The organism is Oceanobacillus saliphilus (genome assembly GCF_023522835.1).
Lineage (GTDB): Bacteria > Bacillota > Bacilli > Bacillales > Amphibacillaceae > Oceanobacillus > Oceanobacillus saliphilus.
Map to the genome: position 1 here is coordinate 413,637 of NZ_JALCZU010000002.1, position 16,855 is coordinate 430,491.

The 16,855-nt window shown below is 37.7% G+C and carries 16 protein-coding genes and 1 riboswitch; of the genes, 4 read left to right on the forward strand and 12 right to left on the reverse strand.

Annotated elements, in window-relative coordinates; genetic code table 11:
• The first annotated feature begins 161 nt into the window (after positions 1-161).
• Positions 162-860 carry a Crp/Fnr family transcriptional regulator gene (locus tag MN204_RS05140; protein WP_249870003.1) on the forward strand — a complete coding sequence of 233 codons (699 nt, stop codon included), beginning with the start codon at positions 162-164 and terminating at the stop codon, positions 858-860.
• Positions 861-1,107: 247 nt separating this feature from the next.
• Here MN204_RS05140 and MN204_RS05145 read toward each other — a convergent pair whose 3' ends face one another.
• From MN204_RS05145 to MN204_RS05170, 6 genes are all read right to left on the reverse strand, one after another.
• Positions 1,108-1,470: a hypothetical protein gene (locus tag MN204_RS05145; RefSeq protein WP_249870004.1), complete on the reverse strand. Its 363-nt coding sequence runs from the start codon at positions 1,468-1,470 to the stop codon at positions 1,108-1,110.
• Between the two features lie 157 nt (positions 1,471-1,627).
• Complete coding sequence (locus MN204_RS05150) at positions 1,628-2,185, reverse strand: hypothetical protein (RefSeq protein WP_249870005.1); 558 nt, start codon at positions 2,183-2,185, stop codon at positions 1,628-1,630.
• A gap of 3 nt (positions 2,186-2,188) precedes the next feature.
• Entirely contained in the window at positions 2,189-2,821 is a 633-nt protein-coding gene (locus MN204_RS05155; protein ID WP_249870006.1) for an SCO family protein, read from the reverse strand.
• Positions 2,822-2,934: 113 nt separating this feature from the next.
• Positions 2,935-4,611: a cbb3-type cytochrome c oxidase subunit I gene (locus tag MN204_RS05160; protein WP_249870007.1), complete on the reverse strand. Its 1,677-nt coding sequence runs from the start codon at positions 4,609-4,611 to the stop codon at positions 2,935-2,937.
• A gap of 16 nt (positions 4,612-4,627) precedes the next feature.
• The gene (locus tag MN204_RS05165; protein ID WP_249870008.1) at positions 4,628-5,095 is read right to left on the reverse strand and encodes a cytochrome c oxidase subunit II; all 468 of its coding nucleotides are present in this window, start codon (positions 5,093-5,095) and stop codon (positions 4,628-4,630) included.
• A gap of 12 nt (positions 5,096-5,107) precedes the next feature.
• Entirely contained in the window at positions 5,108-5,263 is a 156-nt protein-coding gene (locus MN204_RS05170) for a hypothetical protein (RefSeq protein ID WP_249870009.1), read from the reverse strand.
• Positions 5,264-5,663: 400 nt separating this feature from the next.
• Between MN204_RS05170 and MN204_RS05175 the strand changes: the two genes are divergently transcribed.
• Positions 5,664-6,146 (forward strand): HXXEE domain-containing protein, encoded by a 483-nt coding sequence (locus MN204_RS05175; RefSeq protein ID WP_249870010.1) that lies wholly within the window; start codon positions 5,664-5,666, stop codon positions 6,144-6,146.
• Between the two features lie 80 nt (positions 6,147-6,226).
• On the opposite strand, the gene MN204_RS21450 is transcribed toward MN204_RS05175, so the two are convergent.
• From MN204_RS21450 to MN204_RS05195, 3 genes are all read right to left on the reverse strand, one after another.
• Positions 6,227-6,787 (reverse strand): helix-turn-helix domain-containing protein, encoded by a 561-nt coding sequence (locus tag MN204_RS21450; protein ID WP_368858649.1) that lies wholly within the window; start codon positions 6,785-6,787, stop codon positions 6,227-6,229.
• 349 nt (positions 6,788-7,136) lie between these two features.
• The gene (locus MN204_RS05190; RefSeq protein WP_249870012.1) at positions 7,137-8,042 is read right to left on the reverse strand and encodes a hydroxymethylglutaryl-CoA lyase; all 906 of its coding nucleotides are present in this window, start codon (positions 8,040-8,042) and stop codon (positions 7,137-7,139) included.
• 323 nt (positions 8,043-8,365) lie between these two features.
• Positions 8,366-9,577 (reverse strand): D-alanyl-D-alanine carboxypeptidase family protein, encoded by a 1,212-nt coding sequence (locus MN204_RS05195; RefSeq protein ID WP_249870013.1) that lies wholly within the window; start codon positions 9,575-9,577, stop codon positions 8,366-8,368.
• Between the two features lie 255 nt (positions 9,578-9,832).
• Positions 9,833-10,010: riboswitch (Lysine riboswitch) on the forward strand.
• 225 nt (positions 10,011-10,235) lie between these two features.
• Here MN204_RS05195 and MN204_RS05200 point away from each other — a divergent pair.
• Positions 10,236-11,834, forward strand: coding sequence for an amidohydrolase (locus MN204_RS05200; RefSeq protein WP_249870014.1), 1,599 nt, complete (start codon positions 10,236-10,238; stop codon positions 11,832-11,834).
• A gap of 27 nt (positions 11,835-11,861) precedes the next feature.
• Entirely contained in the window at positions 11,862-13,322 is a 1,461-nt protein-coding gene (locus MN204_RS05205) for an alanine/glycine:cation symporter family protein (protein WP_249870015.1), read from the forward strand.
• A 47-nt stretch (positions 13,323-13,369) separates the two neighbouring features.
• Here the strand turns inward: MN204_RS05205 and MN204_RS05210 are convergent, their stop codons facing one another.
• The 3 genes from MN204_RS05210 to MN204_RS05220 form a co-directional block, all read right to left on the reverse strand.
• Positions 13,370-14,338 carry an MBL fold metallo-hydrolase gene (locus tag MN204_RS05210; RefSeq protein ID WP_249870248.1) on the reverse strand — a complete coding sequence of 323 codons (969 nt, stop codon included), beginning with the start codon at positions 14,336-14,338 and terminating at the stop codon, positions 13,370-13,372.
• Between the two features lie 428 nt (positions 14,339-14,766).
• A complete protein-coding gene (locus tag MN204_RS05215; protein WP_249870016.1) occupies positions 14,767-16,074 on the reverse strand; it encodes a voltage-gated chloride channel family protein in 1,308 nt (435 codons plus the stop codon).
• A gap of 4 nt (positions 16,075-16,078) precedes the next feature.
• A complete protein-coding gene (locus tag MN204_RS05220) occupies positions 16,079-16,690 on the reverse strand; it encodes a DUF421 domain-containing protein (RefSeq protein ID WP_249870017.1) in 612 nt (203 codons plus the stop codon).
• Between the last annotated feature and the right edge of the window lie 165 nt (positions 16,691-16,855).

Consider the following 16,855-nt stretch of genomic DNA (forward strand, 5'->3'; position numbering starts at 1 on the left):
TTCCCTCCTGTAATCTTTTTTGCTACACCTATATCATAATGCTAATATGATAGTATGTATGTGAGTGCAAGCATAGATAGCTGTGATTTTCATCACACTACGAGCTTTTCCAAAAATGATAGAATTACATGACAGGTTATATAGTTGAGAGGAGTGAACCAATGTATCCTGGATCAATAAAAGAACTACTGCAGCGCTTTTCATTATTCAAAAATTTAACAGATTATGAAATGGAACCAATCGTAAACTTAGCGAAAAATCGAATGTTTCGTCAAGGCAGCCATATTTTTATGCAAGGTGACCCTTTAACGAATGTATACTTTATCCATCAAGGGAAGGTAAAAATCTATCGAACAGATATGCATGGAAAAGAGCAGATTGTCAATATTCTAAATGAAGGGGAAATGTTTCCACATCAGGGATTTTTCCGTAACGATAATTATCCAGCTCATGCTGAAGTATTGGAGGATACCATATTAATTTATATTCCTATCAATCTATTTGAAGACTTTCTCATAACAAACCCTGAAATTTGTGTTAAATTATTCAAGGTTCTCGGAGATAAAATTGTCGATTTACAGAAACGTCTGGAAGAAAAGATTTTGCATAATACGTATGAGCAAATCATTTTACTGTTATTACGTCTAGCAAAAAGTCATGGAAATGGAAAAGGAACTGCAGCCAATCAGATTTCTTTAACTACCCAATTCACCAATAAAGATTTGGCAAACATGATAGGATCTAGCCGTGAAACAGTAAGCAGGACATTAACACAGCTCAAAAAGAGTAATTTAATCAAAAATGATAAAAATGGAAATATCATCGTAAAGGTAAAGGAATTACAAGATGAATTGTTTTAACGTCTGAAAAAACCGTATGATAACAGTGGCTTATCATGCGGTTTTTCTACTTAAGGATTCACCTGCTATCCATAACCCGATAGCAAAAAGCAATCCAATGATGTGTGCCTATCCACTTCATCCACTAATCTCCTCAAAGCGTACGATTGCTAAAAATATATGGATGCTCAATAACAGTTAACGAATTTCCCAGAGCATGACTGATTAGTCCTTTTTAATGACATTGATGAACCCGCTTGCATAATGATTAAAAAGTAGATCTCGTTCCGTTATATCCACTCGTTGTTATTCTACGAGGTGTCTCGTGTGTCTTTTCAAGAATAAGTGCATAATTATAATCGATAGCCTTTTTCATTTTATAGAGAATCGTTGCCGTTAGCAGCACTTGTATCGCAGTAAACAAGAATTGTAAAACAATAATTGCAGTTTCATTTAGGATAAGAACGACAAGAACCAATGCCAGTTGTGTGAGAAAGAACTTTGTTGATCGGAGGACGATAGACAGTGCGAATGTCATGATGGCCAAATAAAAAATAACCGTGTATTCCTGTGCAAAGTTGGCGAATGGACTTTCAGCGGCAGCGAGGATAGAAAGGTTCAGCATATTCATTTGTTATCACCTATCTCCCAGTTTGTAGGATGTTTTACAATTTGTTTTGGTTCAGGCTCTTTCAAATCGTAATCGTAATATAAAAAACCAGCTCCTCCTTCGTTAATCATTCGATCCACCCCTATATAACAATCACAAACACCTTTTTATCTGTTTGCTATTCGTATTCCGTTTCATCGATAAATAGCGTTTGAATAAAGTAGATAAAGATACATGCTGCGAGGAATACAAATCCCCAGCCTAGTGTTTTTTGCTCAACAATCAGGTAATTATTGCATAGTTGATTTGGTGAAGCTATATATAACCAAGCCATAAAGCCAAAAATAGCGCTTAAGCTAATATAGATAATATTTTTAACCCGGGTTTCGAGTTTTTTCCAACTATCCCGTAACGGTACCCCAGCAAGAAATGGTAGGCTTACAAACTTAAAGATTTCTACTGCCGGTATAGTCAGTGCTTCATCCATTGTTCTCGGAAGCATCCAGTATAGTACAATAATCATGAATAATATAATTCCAGGAATTCCATTACTGTTCCACTTTGAAAAAAGGTTTGGGAACTTCTTTTGGAAAAACGGTGTCATGAGCATACCTGCTATAACAAACAAAGGCATCTGCATATGCATGTGAATCGCCATAATAGACTCTGCGAGTGCAGTGACTGGGGGAAGCATTAGAAAGATATATAATACGAGACCATAGGCTGCCTGTTTCATAATCTATTCCCCCTCTTCTGTTTCCAAGATTGATATTACTTTTTCTGTTGCAGCTTCAATTTCTGTATAGTCCATGACTTCAACTAAAATTCCATTAGGGTCTACTAAATAAAAGGCCGAATTATGCTGGAAGTTTCCATTGTTGTCAGGAATGACGATAACACCAAATTCATCCAGTAAATGATCAAGTTCCACCTGGTCTTGAATTCTTGCCATCCTCCATGTCTCACCATCACTATTAAAATAGAAACGGTATTTTTCCAATGTGGCTGGATCATCTCTTTCCGGGTCAAAGCTGATACTGAGGAATACAATATCTTCACCAATATATTTATCTGGGATATTGTTATAGACTTGCGCCATATTCATTTCCAGTTCCAAGCATACATCTGTACATTCTGTATAAATAAAGGTTATCATCACATATTTTCCTTCGAACGCTGTAAATGGATATACCCTCTCTTTACTATCTTCCAGCGTTACATCAGGGAAGACGGGATTTTCTTTCATTAATTTATTGATTCTGGCTGTTTCCACTGTGTAGGCTTGAAATCCATCCGTTCCTATGAAGAATAAAGTAAAACCAAATAGAATAACGATACTAACAGCTAACCTATTTGACTTTTTTTTGATCATTATGATCACGTCCTAAATATGATTTGTTTACTTTTTAGGCAGAAAGAGATAGTCAGTCACTATGGGTGAGACTATCTCCTTCATGTGATGTTTAAATCCATACGCTTTCTCGCTTACCAAGTTTTAAATGGTGGTGAACCTGGAGGTGCGTTTAGGATGAGATCTACTAATGGTATAACATAACCCATAGAGATAACTGCTATTGCTACGATTACCCAAAGTCCCCAGCGTTCCGTCCACCTTGGTGTTACCGAAGCATTATCCTCCGGTTCAGCAATCGGAAACGCTGTATTCCCTTTTGGTGCGAAGAACATGAGATTGAAAACAATATATACCATGAGGATAACTCCTAAGAATAAGAGCGAACCACCTATTGCCAGGAAGAACAGGTATGGATCCCAACCAAGTGCTGTTGCATTGTCTCCATAGGTTGTATAGGAAGTTCTTCTTGGGGAGCCCAAAACTCCAACCCAATGCATTGCTCCAGACATGAACAGCATACCTACAGCCCAGACGATTGTTTGTATGATACCTAATCTATTTATTTTTGTTGTCATCTCACGTTTTGTCAGATAAGGTATTAACCAATACATGACTCCAAAGAAGGTTAATACAACTGTTGTACCTAATGTTAAATGAAAGTGACCTACAACCCATAATGAATTATGGACAACTTGATTCAATTGGTTATTTGTTTGCGCAATCCCACCTGCGCCAGCTGGAATAAAGGCGATCATTGCAATCATTGGTGCAAGAAATCTTACGTCATTCCAAGGTAATTTTTTAAACCAGCCTAACAAACCTTTTGCACCTTTTTTTCTTCCAGCACGTTCAAACACTGCAAACATGAAGAATGCTGTCATAAGGGATGGTAATGCGATAGATAAACTCATAAATACGTGCATGAATTTCAATCCTTGAGTGAATCCTGGATCGATGATTTGATGATGAAATCCACCCGGAACGTTCAACACGACGGATAAAATAACTACTAGACGTGCTAATGTATCACTGAATAATCTGCCACCGATTATCTTTGGAACAGTTACATACCATGCTGAAACTGCTACGAGATACCAAACGTTTACGATTGTATGACCAAAGCTCCAAAACAATGTTCTGCTCAGCATGACATTTATTGTTTCTGTCCATCCGAAGGCCCAAGGGATTAACATAAGCACTTCTGCTGTCACACCAAGACTTCCCAATAATGTAAGAACGAAAGCCCCTACCGCAAAGTATGACAATAATGGTAAATGCTTACCACGATTTCTTTTCTTCCAGCTTGCAGCGTTAATGAACACTCCAATTCCGGAAACCCATAATCCTGCCACCAAAAATACCAATCCGATATAAAACCACGGTGATGCTTGCATTGGTGGGTAGAAGGTGTACATGACGGATGCTTCACCCATAATAATAGTTGTAACGACGAAGACAACACCTGTAACGAGAAGTCCAAAAGCAACCCACCCCATTTTTCTCACTTTAGGAAGAAGACCTCCAAGCGTATGGGAAAGTGATGCATAGAAATAACCGATCATAAATAATGTTGTAAATACAAGGACCAATAATACACCATGAGCTGTTAAAATTTGATAATAATTAAGCCAAACAGGTAATTCTAAAAGCCCGGCACGATTAAGTCCTTGCAGCAGTCCTAAAGCTCCGCCAATAAATAATACGATAAATGCGAGTGAAAGATAGGTTAATGTTAGACGTGCATCTTCTGCATTGACTCCTAAGGATTTATTCGTTTTTTCTAAAATAGTATTTTTTAAAGCTTCCATTTTATTGCCTCCTTCCTTATTTAACGGTAATTGTTGTTGCCATTGCCTGATGGCCGGCACCACAATACTCATTACATAAAACTAAATATTCACCTGGTTCATTAAACGTCTCTGTGATCTTTTGAATATGACCTGGTACTACCATTGCGTTTGCATTTGTTCCAGCAATTTGAAAACCATGAATAACGTCTTTCGAAGTCATTGTAAATGTAACTTTAGAACCAACAGGTACTTCAATATTATTAGGAGTAAAACTGAAAATTTGTAGTGTCATCACTACTTCATATTCATTTTCACCTGTTTTATAAACACCCGGCTCATCAAATGGCGCTGTTTCATCTACTTTCTGAGGATCGATCGTTTCCATATTACTAGGTGGTCCCATTTCCATTGCGAATGTCTGATACCCTGTTACGACCATGGACAGAATAAGGACTCCAACACCAATAACTAACCAAATCTCCTCAAAGCGATGCATTTTCATATCATTACCTCCCTAAATTCTTACCATATACGTAATGAATAACAATAAAATAAAGCTGACAATCCCGCCTCCAACAAATACGATTGAGGAAAATAACGCTCCTTTTAATGAACCAACATCATGCGTATCTATATTTTCCTCTTGAGCTATTTTCTTTGTTGTTTCCATTTGAGAATCACCCTTTCATGTTATTTCTTACTTATATCTTATTCCTGAATCCGTTTTCTCCCAGTGATGCAAATCACAACATGCCTGTGACCTTCAACACAAAACAAAAAACATATGACAAAAGAGTGAACAGGTGCCTGTCACTCCCCGGTTTTTGTCGATTTATGTTGAATTAAAAACACCTCGAGAATCAATCTGTTTCTGAGATAATAATTTTTCTTATGCAAGCGCGCAGCAATCTGACTCTTGGGATGCATATAAATCGTTTCTATATCATCAACATCTACAGGTAATGCCTTGAAATGCATTTCACAATTCTCAAATAATCAAATCTTTTTAATTCATTCTTCTGTTTTCCATGATAAAGTTAGTTTGAATAGCTTTAAAGGAGGGGTTTAACTTGGAAGGATTGGTTATTTTATTTTTATTTGCAATAACACTCCATAATTTAGAAGAGGCATTATGGTTGCCTGAGTGGTCAAATTCGATTTCAAAATTCCATAAGCCGGTGAGGAAAAATGAATTTTATTTCGCTGCCATTTTCATTACGTCTTTAGCCTATCTTTCAGCTTTCTTTTATTTATTTTTTCCAGACTCGACTATCGCTAAATATGTTCTGATTGGTTTCCTAGGTTCCATGATTATCAATGCCATTTTTCCACACTTCATTGCAACAATCGTATTAAAAAGATATGCACCAGGACTTTTAACAGGTGTTTTACTAAATATTCCTATTAATAGCCTTATCCTTGTTAAATTTTTTCAAAACGGAGATGTCGAATTAAATGGGGTCATCTTATCGACACTTCTAGTAGGAGTTATGTTGTTAGGCTTAATCCCTGTTTTATTCAAAATTGGAGGATCCTTAACAAATCAGTTTTAGAAAGGGACTGTCATTTTCTGTTTTCTTTCAAAAAAATAGCATACATTCAGTATGTATGCTGGGTCTACCTTCTCTTTTTTTTAGATTCGATCAATAAAACAGGTCAGTACTTGTGCTTCTTCGTCATCAACTGGGACAAACAAGTGAGGTTTTGATCCTTGAAAATAAGCACTGTCTCCTTTTTCCAAAAGATGCTTTTCACCGTCATAAAGCAAATTAATTTTTCCTTCGAGTATGTAAATAAATTCATCCTGGGAATGGGTGTATGTTTGATTCAGACGCTGATTCATCTTTCTAGGGGTAACATGTACAATTGTAGGTTCAATACCGCTGAACTTAGACCTGTTTGCCAGTAGTTCATAAGAATAACCCATACTCTCGTCCCCTACTTTGGACTGCCGGCTTGATTTTCTTTGAAGTACAAGGTCTTCTTCCGTTTTATCATCCAGAACCCAGGACAATTGCACTCCCAATGCTTCGCTTATTTTTGATAGCGTAGCAATCGCTGATGCCGTTTGTCCATTCTCGATTTTTGATAGTAAACTTTTAGAAATTCCACATTCATCAGCAACCTGCTGCTGCGTTTTTTTATTTCTTAAACGAATTAATTTTATCTTTTTTCCAATATGTTGAAGATCGATTGGAACTCAGTCCTTCCATCTGAAATCATCTGTATGTTTTTTAATCATAGATTAGGCGATGGTAGGAGTCAAGAAAAGGTTATAATCCAATAATCATGTCCTGTTACAAAATTAACTGCATATCGACTTTCCAACATAGCTCCCGTCCATTAAAATTATCTGCTCTTTTAACCAATACTGCATATGTAATAAAGTGAAACTTCACTCGGTCTCGATAATAATTATCCCCAACTACAATTTTTGCTTCTCCCGATTTTTTGAAAAAAGTCAATATGTCCGTTTATACGAAATACACGAAGAAACCGCCCTACCAGCAATTTAAAATACTGATTTGACGGTTTCTAATTGCTTACTGTGCATTTGCAAAATAAGCCAGTGACCTGCTCGGCAGGGTTTTGCCAAGCTTGCTTTGGATATAAATTCCGGCATTTTGTATTTTTTTCTCTTCAATGCCTGTGTCAATTCCAAGTCCATGCAAGAGATACAGCACGTCATTTGTTGCCACATTCCCTGCTGCACCCGGAGCGTACGGACAGCCTCCGAGGCCACCGATTGTGCTGTCGAAACGATTGATTCCATATTGCATGGATGTCATGATATTTGCAATTGCCATTCCTCTCGTATCATGAAAATGAAGAATCAGCTTTTCCTTTGGATAGTGCTTCAGCAGCAGTTCAAGCAGTTGCTCTACCTGTGTAGGAACCGCTGTTCCGATCGTATCTCCCAAGGAAAGATCATCGACACCTGAATCAAGCAGTTTTTCACATACTCTAAAAACCTGTTCGGGAGAGATTTTACCTTCGTAAGGACAATCAAATACAGTGGAAATATAACCTGTTACCCTTTTCCCAGCGCTTTTTGCTTCTTGGATTACTTTATCTAGTATTGGAAAGGTTTCTTCAATTGTTTTATTGATATTTTTCAGGTTATGCATTTCACTGGCCGACATAAAGACGGATGCACCATCAATTCCAGCCTCAAGTGCATATTCAAGTCCTTTCATATTCGGTACAAGTGCTGAATAAAGTACATCGGGATTACGGTTGATTTGTTTTCCAACTTCCCTGGCATCCGATAGGGCTGGGATCATTTTCGGGTTAACAAAAGAACTATATTCTATCTCTTTCACTCCTGACTCAGAAATCATATTGATCCAGGAAACCTTATCTGCGGTTGAAATCCATTTCTTTTCATTCTGCAGTCCGTCACGAGGTCCAACTTCTTTAATTTGAACAAAACTCGGCAATCGCGTCATATTAAACCCTCCGTTCGTTTTGGAAAAACCTGCAGCCAGCAGTGATCAGTAATAAGTGCGCTTACACACGACTATTCTTTCTTGATTCTTGTATCTTTCAGATGCACTATACGTGGATTTTAACGTTTATATTAGTGTATTCAATTATGTTTCTTTTGATTCAACATTGTTGAATATAGTATATAATAAATATTCAAACAATGTCAACTTACTACACTGTGTCAGACTTTTAAGGTGGTATCTACTGCAAGTTACATGCAAAAAAACCTTCCCGATGTGTATCAGGAAGGTGATCATAGGTTACCGAATTTAAGTTTTCTTAATTAGTAAAAATACTTATCGTTCTTCACGAATTTCCTTTTATAACTTTTGATCATACGTATCATTATCATGAACAGAACACCTAATACAAACCCGATGGTAATCGAAGGCAGAACAGGAAAAATATCATCCAATATCGATGTCTCATGTGAATTCAGAGAGGGTTTGTCCATACCCTCAGCGGGATTGCCATTATCAAGTTTTTCCAGCTGAAAAGACGTAATTGTGTCATTTTCATTTGAAATAGTTACGATCCCATCTTCCTCCACTTTTTGATCAAGCTCATCATCTAGTGAATGTGCAAAAGATAATTTTTCAGGCGCGGTGTATTCCTGACCTTCAACAGTAAAAATAGTTCCTTCGTCAATACTGGAAATAGTGAAATTTTCAAATCCATAGTCTAGTAGATTTATAGTGTCTTCATATGCCTCGCTATCAAAACTGCTTTTTAAAGTAACAGCAATTAAACTTAAATCATTTTTTTCCGCAGTTGTTACAAGCGTGAAACCGGACTTCGATACGAATCCATTCTTTCCTCCAGTGACTTCATCGTAAGGAATTTCCCCTTTCACTATTTTATGGTGGGAATGAATAATAGTGTCCCACGTTTTTCCATTCCATTTCAATTCTTTTGCACCAAAAATTTCCATAAATGTATCGTTTCTCATTGCATGCTGTGTTATCTTCGCTAAATCTTCAGCTGTTGTTACATGATCTTCGTCAAAGAGCCCATGAGGATTTTCAAAGTTTGTCTTCTCCGTACCGATTACATCTTCTAAATAGGTATTTATTTCTTCTGAGAACTGTTCCATACTTCCACTCAAATGCTCGGCAATCGCAACCCCTGCATCATTGCCAGAATTGATCAGCAATCCCTGAATGAGCTTTCTTAACGTTACTTTCTCACCTTCGTCCAAGAAAACAGTAGTTCCTACGACATTTTTCGCACTTGCCTCATTGCTAATGGTTACAATATCTTCCAGATTCCCAGTTTCGATTGCAAAAATGGCTGTAGCGATTTTCGTTACACTCGCCGGATACATCGGTACATTCGCATTTTTGTCAAAGAGAACCTGCCCTGTATTTGCTTCCATTAAAAAAGCTGACTCACTGTGCGTAAGAGGAGCTTGTGAAGGGGATTCTGCAAGGGCGTGTGTACCAAACATCATATTAAAAGCAAGTGTTATTGTGATTAATAGAACGGATTTTTTCATATTAACTACTCCATAATCGAATTTTAAGCCATGTACTATTTTAGGTTAAATATATGGAATAAGTATGTAAATACTATTCGTAAACTTGTAATAAACTCCTAATATTTCAGGTAATAAATGGAAATGTAACTGGGTACGATTCACTGTCACTCTCCGAATTTTGTCGAAATTTCAGGGTATTTAAAATTTCCCCTTGTATAATCTTCAATGTTTTGATACGATTACCGTAAATTAAATAAACAGACCTTATCAGATCGGTGAGGTAGAGGCGCAATTAATATGAGTATTCAATCGGAGTATGACATCTGTGATGATTGTTGAAAGGATTATTTGCCGAAGCATAGTAAGGGTCCAGCTTATTATCGCTGGTATGTTTTCGAATAGGAAATGTACTGTCATGCAATGGAACAATGCATGGAGAACTACTGATCGAAATGGAGGATAACGTATATTGTAAGAAAACAATGATAGGTTATTTTCTATCATTGTTTTTTTGTATGCTTAAATAGATACCTCAAAAAACCTTCATTCAGCTTGTTTTCTCCTAAATCTACTATATTCCATAGACAGTACTTCCCATCATGTCAATTACCAGTCCATTACCCTTAACTATTCGAATTGTTTTCTGAAACTTTATCAACGAGGAGATAGTTAACCAATGAGAAAAATCTTTACGAATGGTAAATTTTATACATTTAATCCAATAAAACCTATCGTTGAATCTGTAGTAGTGGAAAATGGCCGTTTTATTGATATGGGGTCATCCAAGGCGATGTTGCTCCACTGGGCAACTTCAGATCATCGAGTAATTAATCTGGAAGGAAAAACGGTTACACCTGGACTGGTTGATAGTCACCTCCATCTATCCATGTTGGCACAAAATTTCACCGACTTGGATGTAACTGGGATTACAACGAAACAGGCAGTACTGCAACGTATACAGACACATGCAGCAACGCTTCAACCCGGAGAATGGTTGCTTGGTGGCGGATGGGATGAAAACCTGTTTACAGACGGAAAAATCCCAACAATCAGTGAACTCGACCATGTCGCACCCCACAATCCTTTATTATTATCAAGAATTTGTCAGCATGCTGCCATTGTAAACAGTAAGGCTTTGGAAAGAAGTAACTACCATCCATCGATGACTGTTCCAGAAGGCGGAAGAATCGTACTTGATGAAATGTCCAAAAAACCAACAGGACTTATTTTGGAATCTGCTTCAGAACTCATTAAACAGCATATCCCGGCAAAGTCCTATGAAACGCTGAAAAACGGCATGCGACAAACAATCAACTTTACAATGGAAAAGGGCTTAACGAGCGTACACTCTAACGATCCTCTTTATTTAGGTGGATTACGTCAAACTTACCAAATCTATGATGAATTACTGAATGAGGAACAGCTCGGTCTACGAACAAATCTATTAATCAACCATGATTTTCTCGATGACTTAAGAGATATGGGAATGTATGCAGGATATGGAAATGAAACATTGCAAATTGGTGCGGTAAAACTTTTTGCAGATGGTGCATTTGGAAGAAGAACTGCTTTGTTGTCAGAACCTTACAGTGATGATCCGAAAAACTATGGGGAAGCAATGTTTGATCAAGCTACGATTTACGATATCGTTAAACGATCACGTGATTTATCCATGCCAATAGCAGTTCATACCATTGGCGACAAAGCATTGGAAAATGTACTAGATATATTGGATCAATTCCCTACTGTTTCATATCGAGACCGGCTGATTCATGTCCAGGTGCTTCGCGAAGATTTAATCAAGCGTCTCGCCCAACCTGGCAGAATCGCAGATATCCAGCCGCGATTTTTGGCCAGTGATTATCCATGGGTCGAAGAAAGACTGGGTAAAGAACGAATGAAGCTTTCCTATGCATGGAAGTCATTGCAGCAGGCCGGAGTTCTTTGTGCCGGTGGATCTGATTCCCCAGTGGAACCTGTGGATCCATTACTGGGAATCCATGCGGCCGTAACAAGAAAAACACCTGGTGAGTCCCATAACGGCGTCTATCCTGAACAGAAGTTATCGATGTACGATGCTTTCAAGTTATTTACTGAAATGGGTGCGTATCCAACAAATGAAGAAACAATTAAAGGGACAATTGCAAGAGGGAAATTAGCAGATATGACCGTCTATTCCAAAAATCCATTTGAAATGGACGACGCTGACGAATTATTGACTACAGCGATAGACATGACAATCATTGGCGGAAGTATTAAATACCAGAATAACTAACTACGCATCATACTAGGAGAGAAATCTATGGAAACAATACTAGAAGAATTATCAGCATTTTTATGGGGCCTCCCCCTTATCTTGACAATTGTATTTGTAGGATTATATTTTACGATTGGAAGCGGATTTTTCCAATTTGTCCATTTACCGCATATATTAAAAGAAACATTGCTAAGCCTATTCCGGAAGAAAAAGAAAGATAATAACGGAAAAGGAATCCTATCCTCTTTTGAAGCGGTGAGTACTGCAATTGGAGGATCTGTTGGGGTAGCTAATATTGGCGGAGTTGCCACAGCAATTGCCGTTGGTGGACCCGGGGCAATTTTATGGATGTGGCTTTGTGCATTAATTGGGATGATAATTAAAGCAGTAGAAGTTACCCTTTCCGTCTATTATCGTAATACGGATGAAAATGGAGATCCATATGGTGGACCAACCTATTACATGGAAAAAGGGCTCGGGGGAGAACGTAATTTTAAATATTGGATGATTCCTGCTGTCATTTTTGGATTTGGAATCTTTTCCACATTCTTTATTACGATGCAAAACTATACTATTTCTGAAGCGATGAGTTCAACGTTTAATATCGGTATGATTCCTGCGTCCATCTTATTTTCCATATTAATTTATTTAGTTGTCTTTGGTGGAATTAAACGGATTGGAAAAATAGCTGCCAAAATTGTTCCGTTTATGGTACTTTTTTATATCGTGGCTGGTCTTTATATTATTCTAAGTAACTTCAGTCAACTCGGCGACGTCTTCTCTCTCATTTTCACAGGAGCATTTGGCGGTACAGCTGCAGTTGGTGGTTTCGCGGGAGCAGCTGTTGCCATGGTTATCCGTATGGGGATGGCAAGATCTGTATACAGTAATGAAGCAGGATGGGGTACTTCCCCGATGGTACATTCAACAGCTAAAGTAGATCATCCGGTTAAACAAGGGCTCTGGGGAGCTTTTGAAGTATTTGTCGATACGATTATCGTTAGTTCAATTACAGCCTTTACCATCATCATTACTGGGGTATGGTCTTCGGGCTTATCAGGAGCCGACTTAACACTCACTGCATTTGAAGTTGGGATCGGTGAAACAGGAAGAATCATCATTGCTTTATCCATTTTACTATTCGGTTTAACGACACTAAGCGGCTGGTTTTTATACTATGAAATACTACTGCGTCACTTATTCAAAAACAGAAAACCAAAAGTCAAAAATACGCTTTTGAAATCATTTATCTGGTTATATCCGATTCCGGGAACACTTATGGTCGTCTATGCTGTAAGCTATGGTTTACCTGGCCAAACGGTATGGTATTTTGCAGATATTTCTTCTGCCATCCCCACTTTCATCAATATCGTCGTCATTTTGATTTTAAGTAAGCAATTTTTTGTTTTATTGAATGATTATAAGGCAAGATATTTAGGCATTGGTCAAGTTGATCCAAACATCGTGCTATTTTATGAAGACAAGGAAACAACTGAAAAGAAATAAATAGTTAAAAAGCAGCATATACCGCAATTTTGGTATATGCTGCTTTTTTAGTGTTTACTACTTTCAACAATCATATAATGCCAGATTCCGTTACGTTTTTCTTTTCTTATTTGTTGTGATTGCTCCAAATAATCCAGATGGCCGATCACTTCAGACATAACGAGTGAGAATTGTGTAGTGTATAGTTTTTTATAATAATTCCGGGCAATCTCACTTCCCGTTGTCATACCGTCCCGAATAAGATTCTTAAACCTTTCTGCCTTCCTTTCCATACTGGCTAACCTATGAGCAACTAATGATTTAGGCTCATCAATTAATTTGCCATGTCCCGGATAAACAAGATCAAGCGGTAAATCACGGACTTTTTCCAGTGAATGCTTGTGCTGTATTAAAGTTGGTATACGCTTCCCTGTAATATCAGGTTCGATTAACGCATTGCTTGAAATATGTTGAATCAGTAAGTCACCCGCTATAAGAATCCGGTCTGCTTCATGATACAAAGCAATTTGGTCCTCAGCATGCCCAGGCACATGAATAACCTGGAAGCCAAGATGATTTCTGCCGATTGGAGAAATGTCTGTATGTATGGCACTGTTACTTCCTTTTAACATTGCTTGCTTTAAATATTCCACTTGCTTGTGGCCTGCTTCTCCACAACCCATTTGCTCATAAATTTCAGCAAAAAATTCAACCCTCATCCTAAAGAAGTCACGGTCTCTTTTCAAACGTGGAACTGCAGCCTCATGTGCATAGACGGGTATAGGATGCATTGCAGTGATACGATTTACTAACCCAATATGATCACCATGGTTGTGGGTCAAGACGATTTCTGTTATATCTTGAACCGTAAAACCATTTTCACTTAATGTATGTTGGAGTGCTGTCCAACAATCATCATTGTCCAACCCAGCATCAACTAGGACGACAGAATTCTCCATTTTGATTATATAGAAATTAATCGACTTTAAATTTGATGAAACATCCACCATAACAGGAATGATTTCATAATTACTCATCTCCACAAAAACGTTCCCCTTCCGGAAAATCCATAAGGCTATTATAAAATAACGGAATACTTATGTAAATATACCCGTTATTTCCAGACACTCTATAAAAATAATGAAATGATGTATATCACCTAATGGTCGAACGTTTAACAGTTGAATTGAACTATTCGTGTTTGAGGGGTGTTATTTTTGAAAAATGTATTTGATTACAGGTTTGGAGCGTTTATTTTGAATATGGATTGCTCAGAGACGGTTGGCGAGCGCTTATTTTGATTTTGGAGCGCTAAAAGAGGGTGAGCTATTGTATAGGTAATAATTGCAGCAATCTTCTAACCAGCTCTGTGAAACTATTTTCCATTATCAGTAAACTTGATTTAACTTAAATAGAATTTCCCACTATATATCAACACCGAGGGTTATAAACGAAGCAATCAAAATCATCTCCCATTCTTCTTCGTTCGTTCATTTATTTCGATCGTTTCCCCGTTATTAATTCCATATAATCTACTCTTCGGACCATAAACGGTTTGAGATGGCCACACTCCATGCTGACCTGAGAAAATATAACTAATGAGACATGCTACAAAAAAATATTCGATTCCTTTTCCATCAAACATTTCGATGGAAAGAAGAAATGCTGCTATCGGTGTATTGGTACCACCAGAAAACACAGCAATCATTCCAAGAGCAGCAAGAAAAGACATCGGTAAATTCATGATATCGGTTAATGCATTACCTAAAGTGGAACCCATAAAAAATAAAGGGATGGCCTCTCCTCCCACAAAACCAGTTCCCATTGTAACTGCTGTAAAAACCAGCTTGGCAAGAAACGCTAAAGGAGGAACTTCTTCCGTAAAGGATTGTTCCAGCATGTCTAGTCCGCGACCATTATATTCTACAGAACCGATTAAGACAGTCATCGCTACAATTATAATTCCTCCTGCAAAAGCCCTTACCATATGATTTTTGTTGGTATATTTTTCTGAAATTCGTTGTATCCCGTGCCTCAACTGGCAATATAAAAGGCTGACAAGACCGAAAACTGCAGATACTAGGATAACCTTCGTGAACGAAATGACAGATAATTCAGGAACCGTTTTAATGATGAATTCTTCATGTTCAACACCCCATGCTGCGCTTGTTATATAATGGCCAATAAAACTAGATACAAGACAAGCTACCGCTGCTTCAAATTTTAATTTTCCCAAAGCTACTATTTCCATGCCAATAATTGCCCCAGCGATAGGTGTGCCAAATGCGGCCCCAAATCCAGCACTTATTCCGCTCATCAGAATAATTCTTCGATCAATCAGCTTAATTTTAAAAAACTGATTTAGGGTCTCCGCAACACTTCCGCCCATTTGGATGGCTGCACCTTCTCTTCCAGTTGAACCTCCAAAAAGGATTGTGATAAATGTACCAAGATAAACCATTGGTCCCATTCTCCGCAGTACCCGAGCCTTCCCATGAACTCCATCGATAACTAGATTATTTCCCTGAGCAGCATCATTTCCAGACTTAATGCCGAAATTCATATAGATGTACCCGATAACGAGACCTCCAAGAGGAAGAAAAAATATTAACCAGGAATTATCTTCTCTCGTATTTCCCAGAAAATCATTCGTATTTAACAGAAATGCTGTTGTCGAACCTATTATGACGCCAATAATTGCCCCTAAGAAAACCCATTTGGATAGAATTAAAAAAAGATTCCTATATTTACTTTCTTCATTCATTTTGTTCATTCCCTCATTCCAAATGTTCCGGTGGTTTTTCTGCATGTTGTTTATTTTTAACCTCGGTAAATAAATGATTGCCTGTGGTTGATTGGTTAATTGGCGTTTGAATTGTTGGAGTGGAATATTTCCCTTGTATTATAAATTTCAGCTGTTCAATATCCTCTTTTGTTGCATATTGTTTCTGAGGCTTCAGCATATATCCTAACTGTCCGTTTGATTCAATTGTAGCCCACTGTATATCACCGATAGATTGAACCCCTTGCTGCCTCAGCCTGAGTTCAAGCATATCGACCGTCAAACGCATTCTCCTTAAATTTTTTTCCTGAATCGTTCCATTTTCAATTACGATGATCGACTTTCCATACAACAAGCTTTCAAGAATGTCTGACTTAAGTACAAGATACTCAATTATAATTAGTGTAAGTACAAGTAACAATGTAATTACCATCGTTATCCAGATGTTTCTATCACTCACAGGCTGAATAATCAGGGAACCAACTGCAATCATCAATACAGTCTGAGCCACGGTAAGCTGTGATATTGATTTTCTTCCAGCCAAACGCAGTATAAGTAAGCCGCCAAATATAATCACGACAGCTTTCCAAATAAAATGTAATTCCAAACCAAATCTCCTTCCCGTCTTTCTTCGTTCCCTATATTTTTTCCTTAGCTTTAGCAGATTTCAGTTATCTATGCAATTACCAAGTTGATTTCACTGCTCAAAAAAAAGAGCTTTCCCTCAGGAAAAGCTCTTTTTACAGTATTTTGTTTCGTTGCGAACGAAAAT

Coding starts and splice junctions, on each gene's coding strand:
- MN204_RS05190 (WP_249870012.1), bottom strand. CDS start 8,042: ATGACGCGATTGCCGAGTTTTGTTCAAATTAAAGAAGTTGGACCTCGT.
- MN204_RS05195 (WP_249870013.1), bottom strand. CDS start 9,577: ATGAAAAAATCCGTTCTATTAATCACAATAACACTTGCTTTTAATATG.
- MN204_RS05170 (WP_249870009.1), bottom strand. CDS start 5,263: ATGGAAACAACAAAGAAAATAGCTCAAGAGGAAAATATAGATACGCAT.
- MN204_RS05160 (WP_249870007.1), bottom strand. CDS start 4,611: ATGGAAGCTTTAAAAAATACTATTTTAGAAAAAACGAATAAATCCTTA.
- MN204_RS05210 (WP_249870248.1), bottom strand. CDS start 14,338: ATGAGTAATTATGAAATCATTCCTGTTATGGTGGATGTTTCATCAAAT.
- MN204_RS05205 (WP_249870015.1), top strand. CDS start 11,862: ATGGAAACAATACTAGAAGAATTATCAGCATTTTTATGGGGCCTCCCC.
- MN204_RS05140 (WP_249870003.1), top strand. CDS start 162: ATGTATCCTGGATCAATAAAAGAACTACTGCAGCGCTTTTCATTATTC.
- MN204_RS05200 (WP_249870014.1), top strand. CDS start 10,236: ATGAGAAAAATCTTTACGAATGGTAAATTTTATACATTTAATCCAATA.
- MN204_RS05215 (WP_249870016.1), bottom strand. CDS start 16,074: ATGAACAAAATGAATGAAGAAAGTAAATATAGGAATCTTTTTTTAATT.
- MN204_RS05145 (WP_249870004.1), bottom strand. CDS start 1,470: ATGAATATGCTGAACCTTTCTATCCTCGCTGCCGCTGAAAGTCCATTC.
- MN204_RS05150 (WP_249870005.1), bottom strand. CDS start 2,185: ATGAAACAGGCAGCCTATGGTCTCGTATTATATATCTTTCTAATGCTT.
- MN204_RS05155 (WP_249870006.1), bottom strand. CDS start 2,821: ATGATCAAAAAAAAGTCAAATAGGTTAGCTGTTAGTATCGTTATTCTA.
- MN204_RS05165 (WP_249870008.1), bottom strand. CDS start 5,095: ATGAAAATGCATCGCTTTGAGGAGATTTGGTTAGTTATTGGTGTTGGA.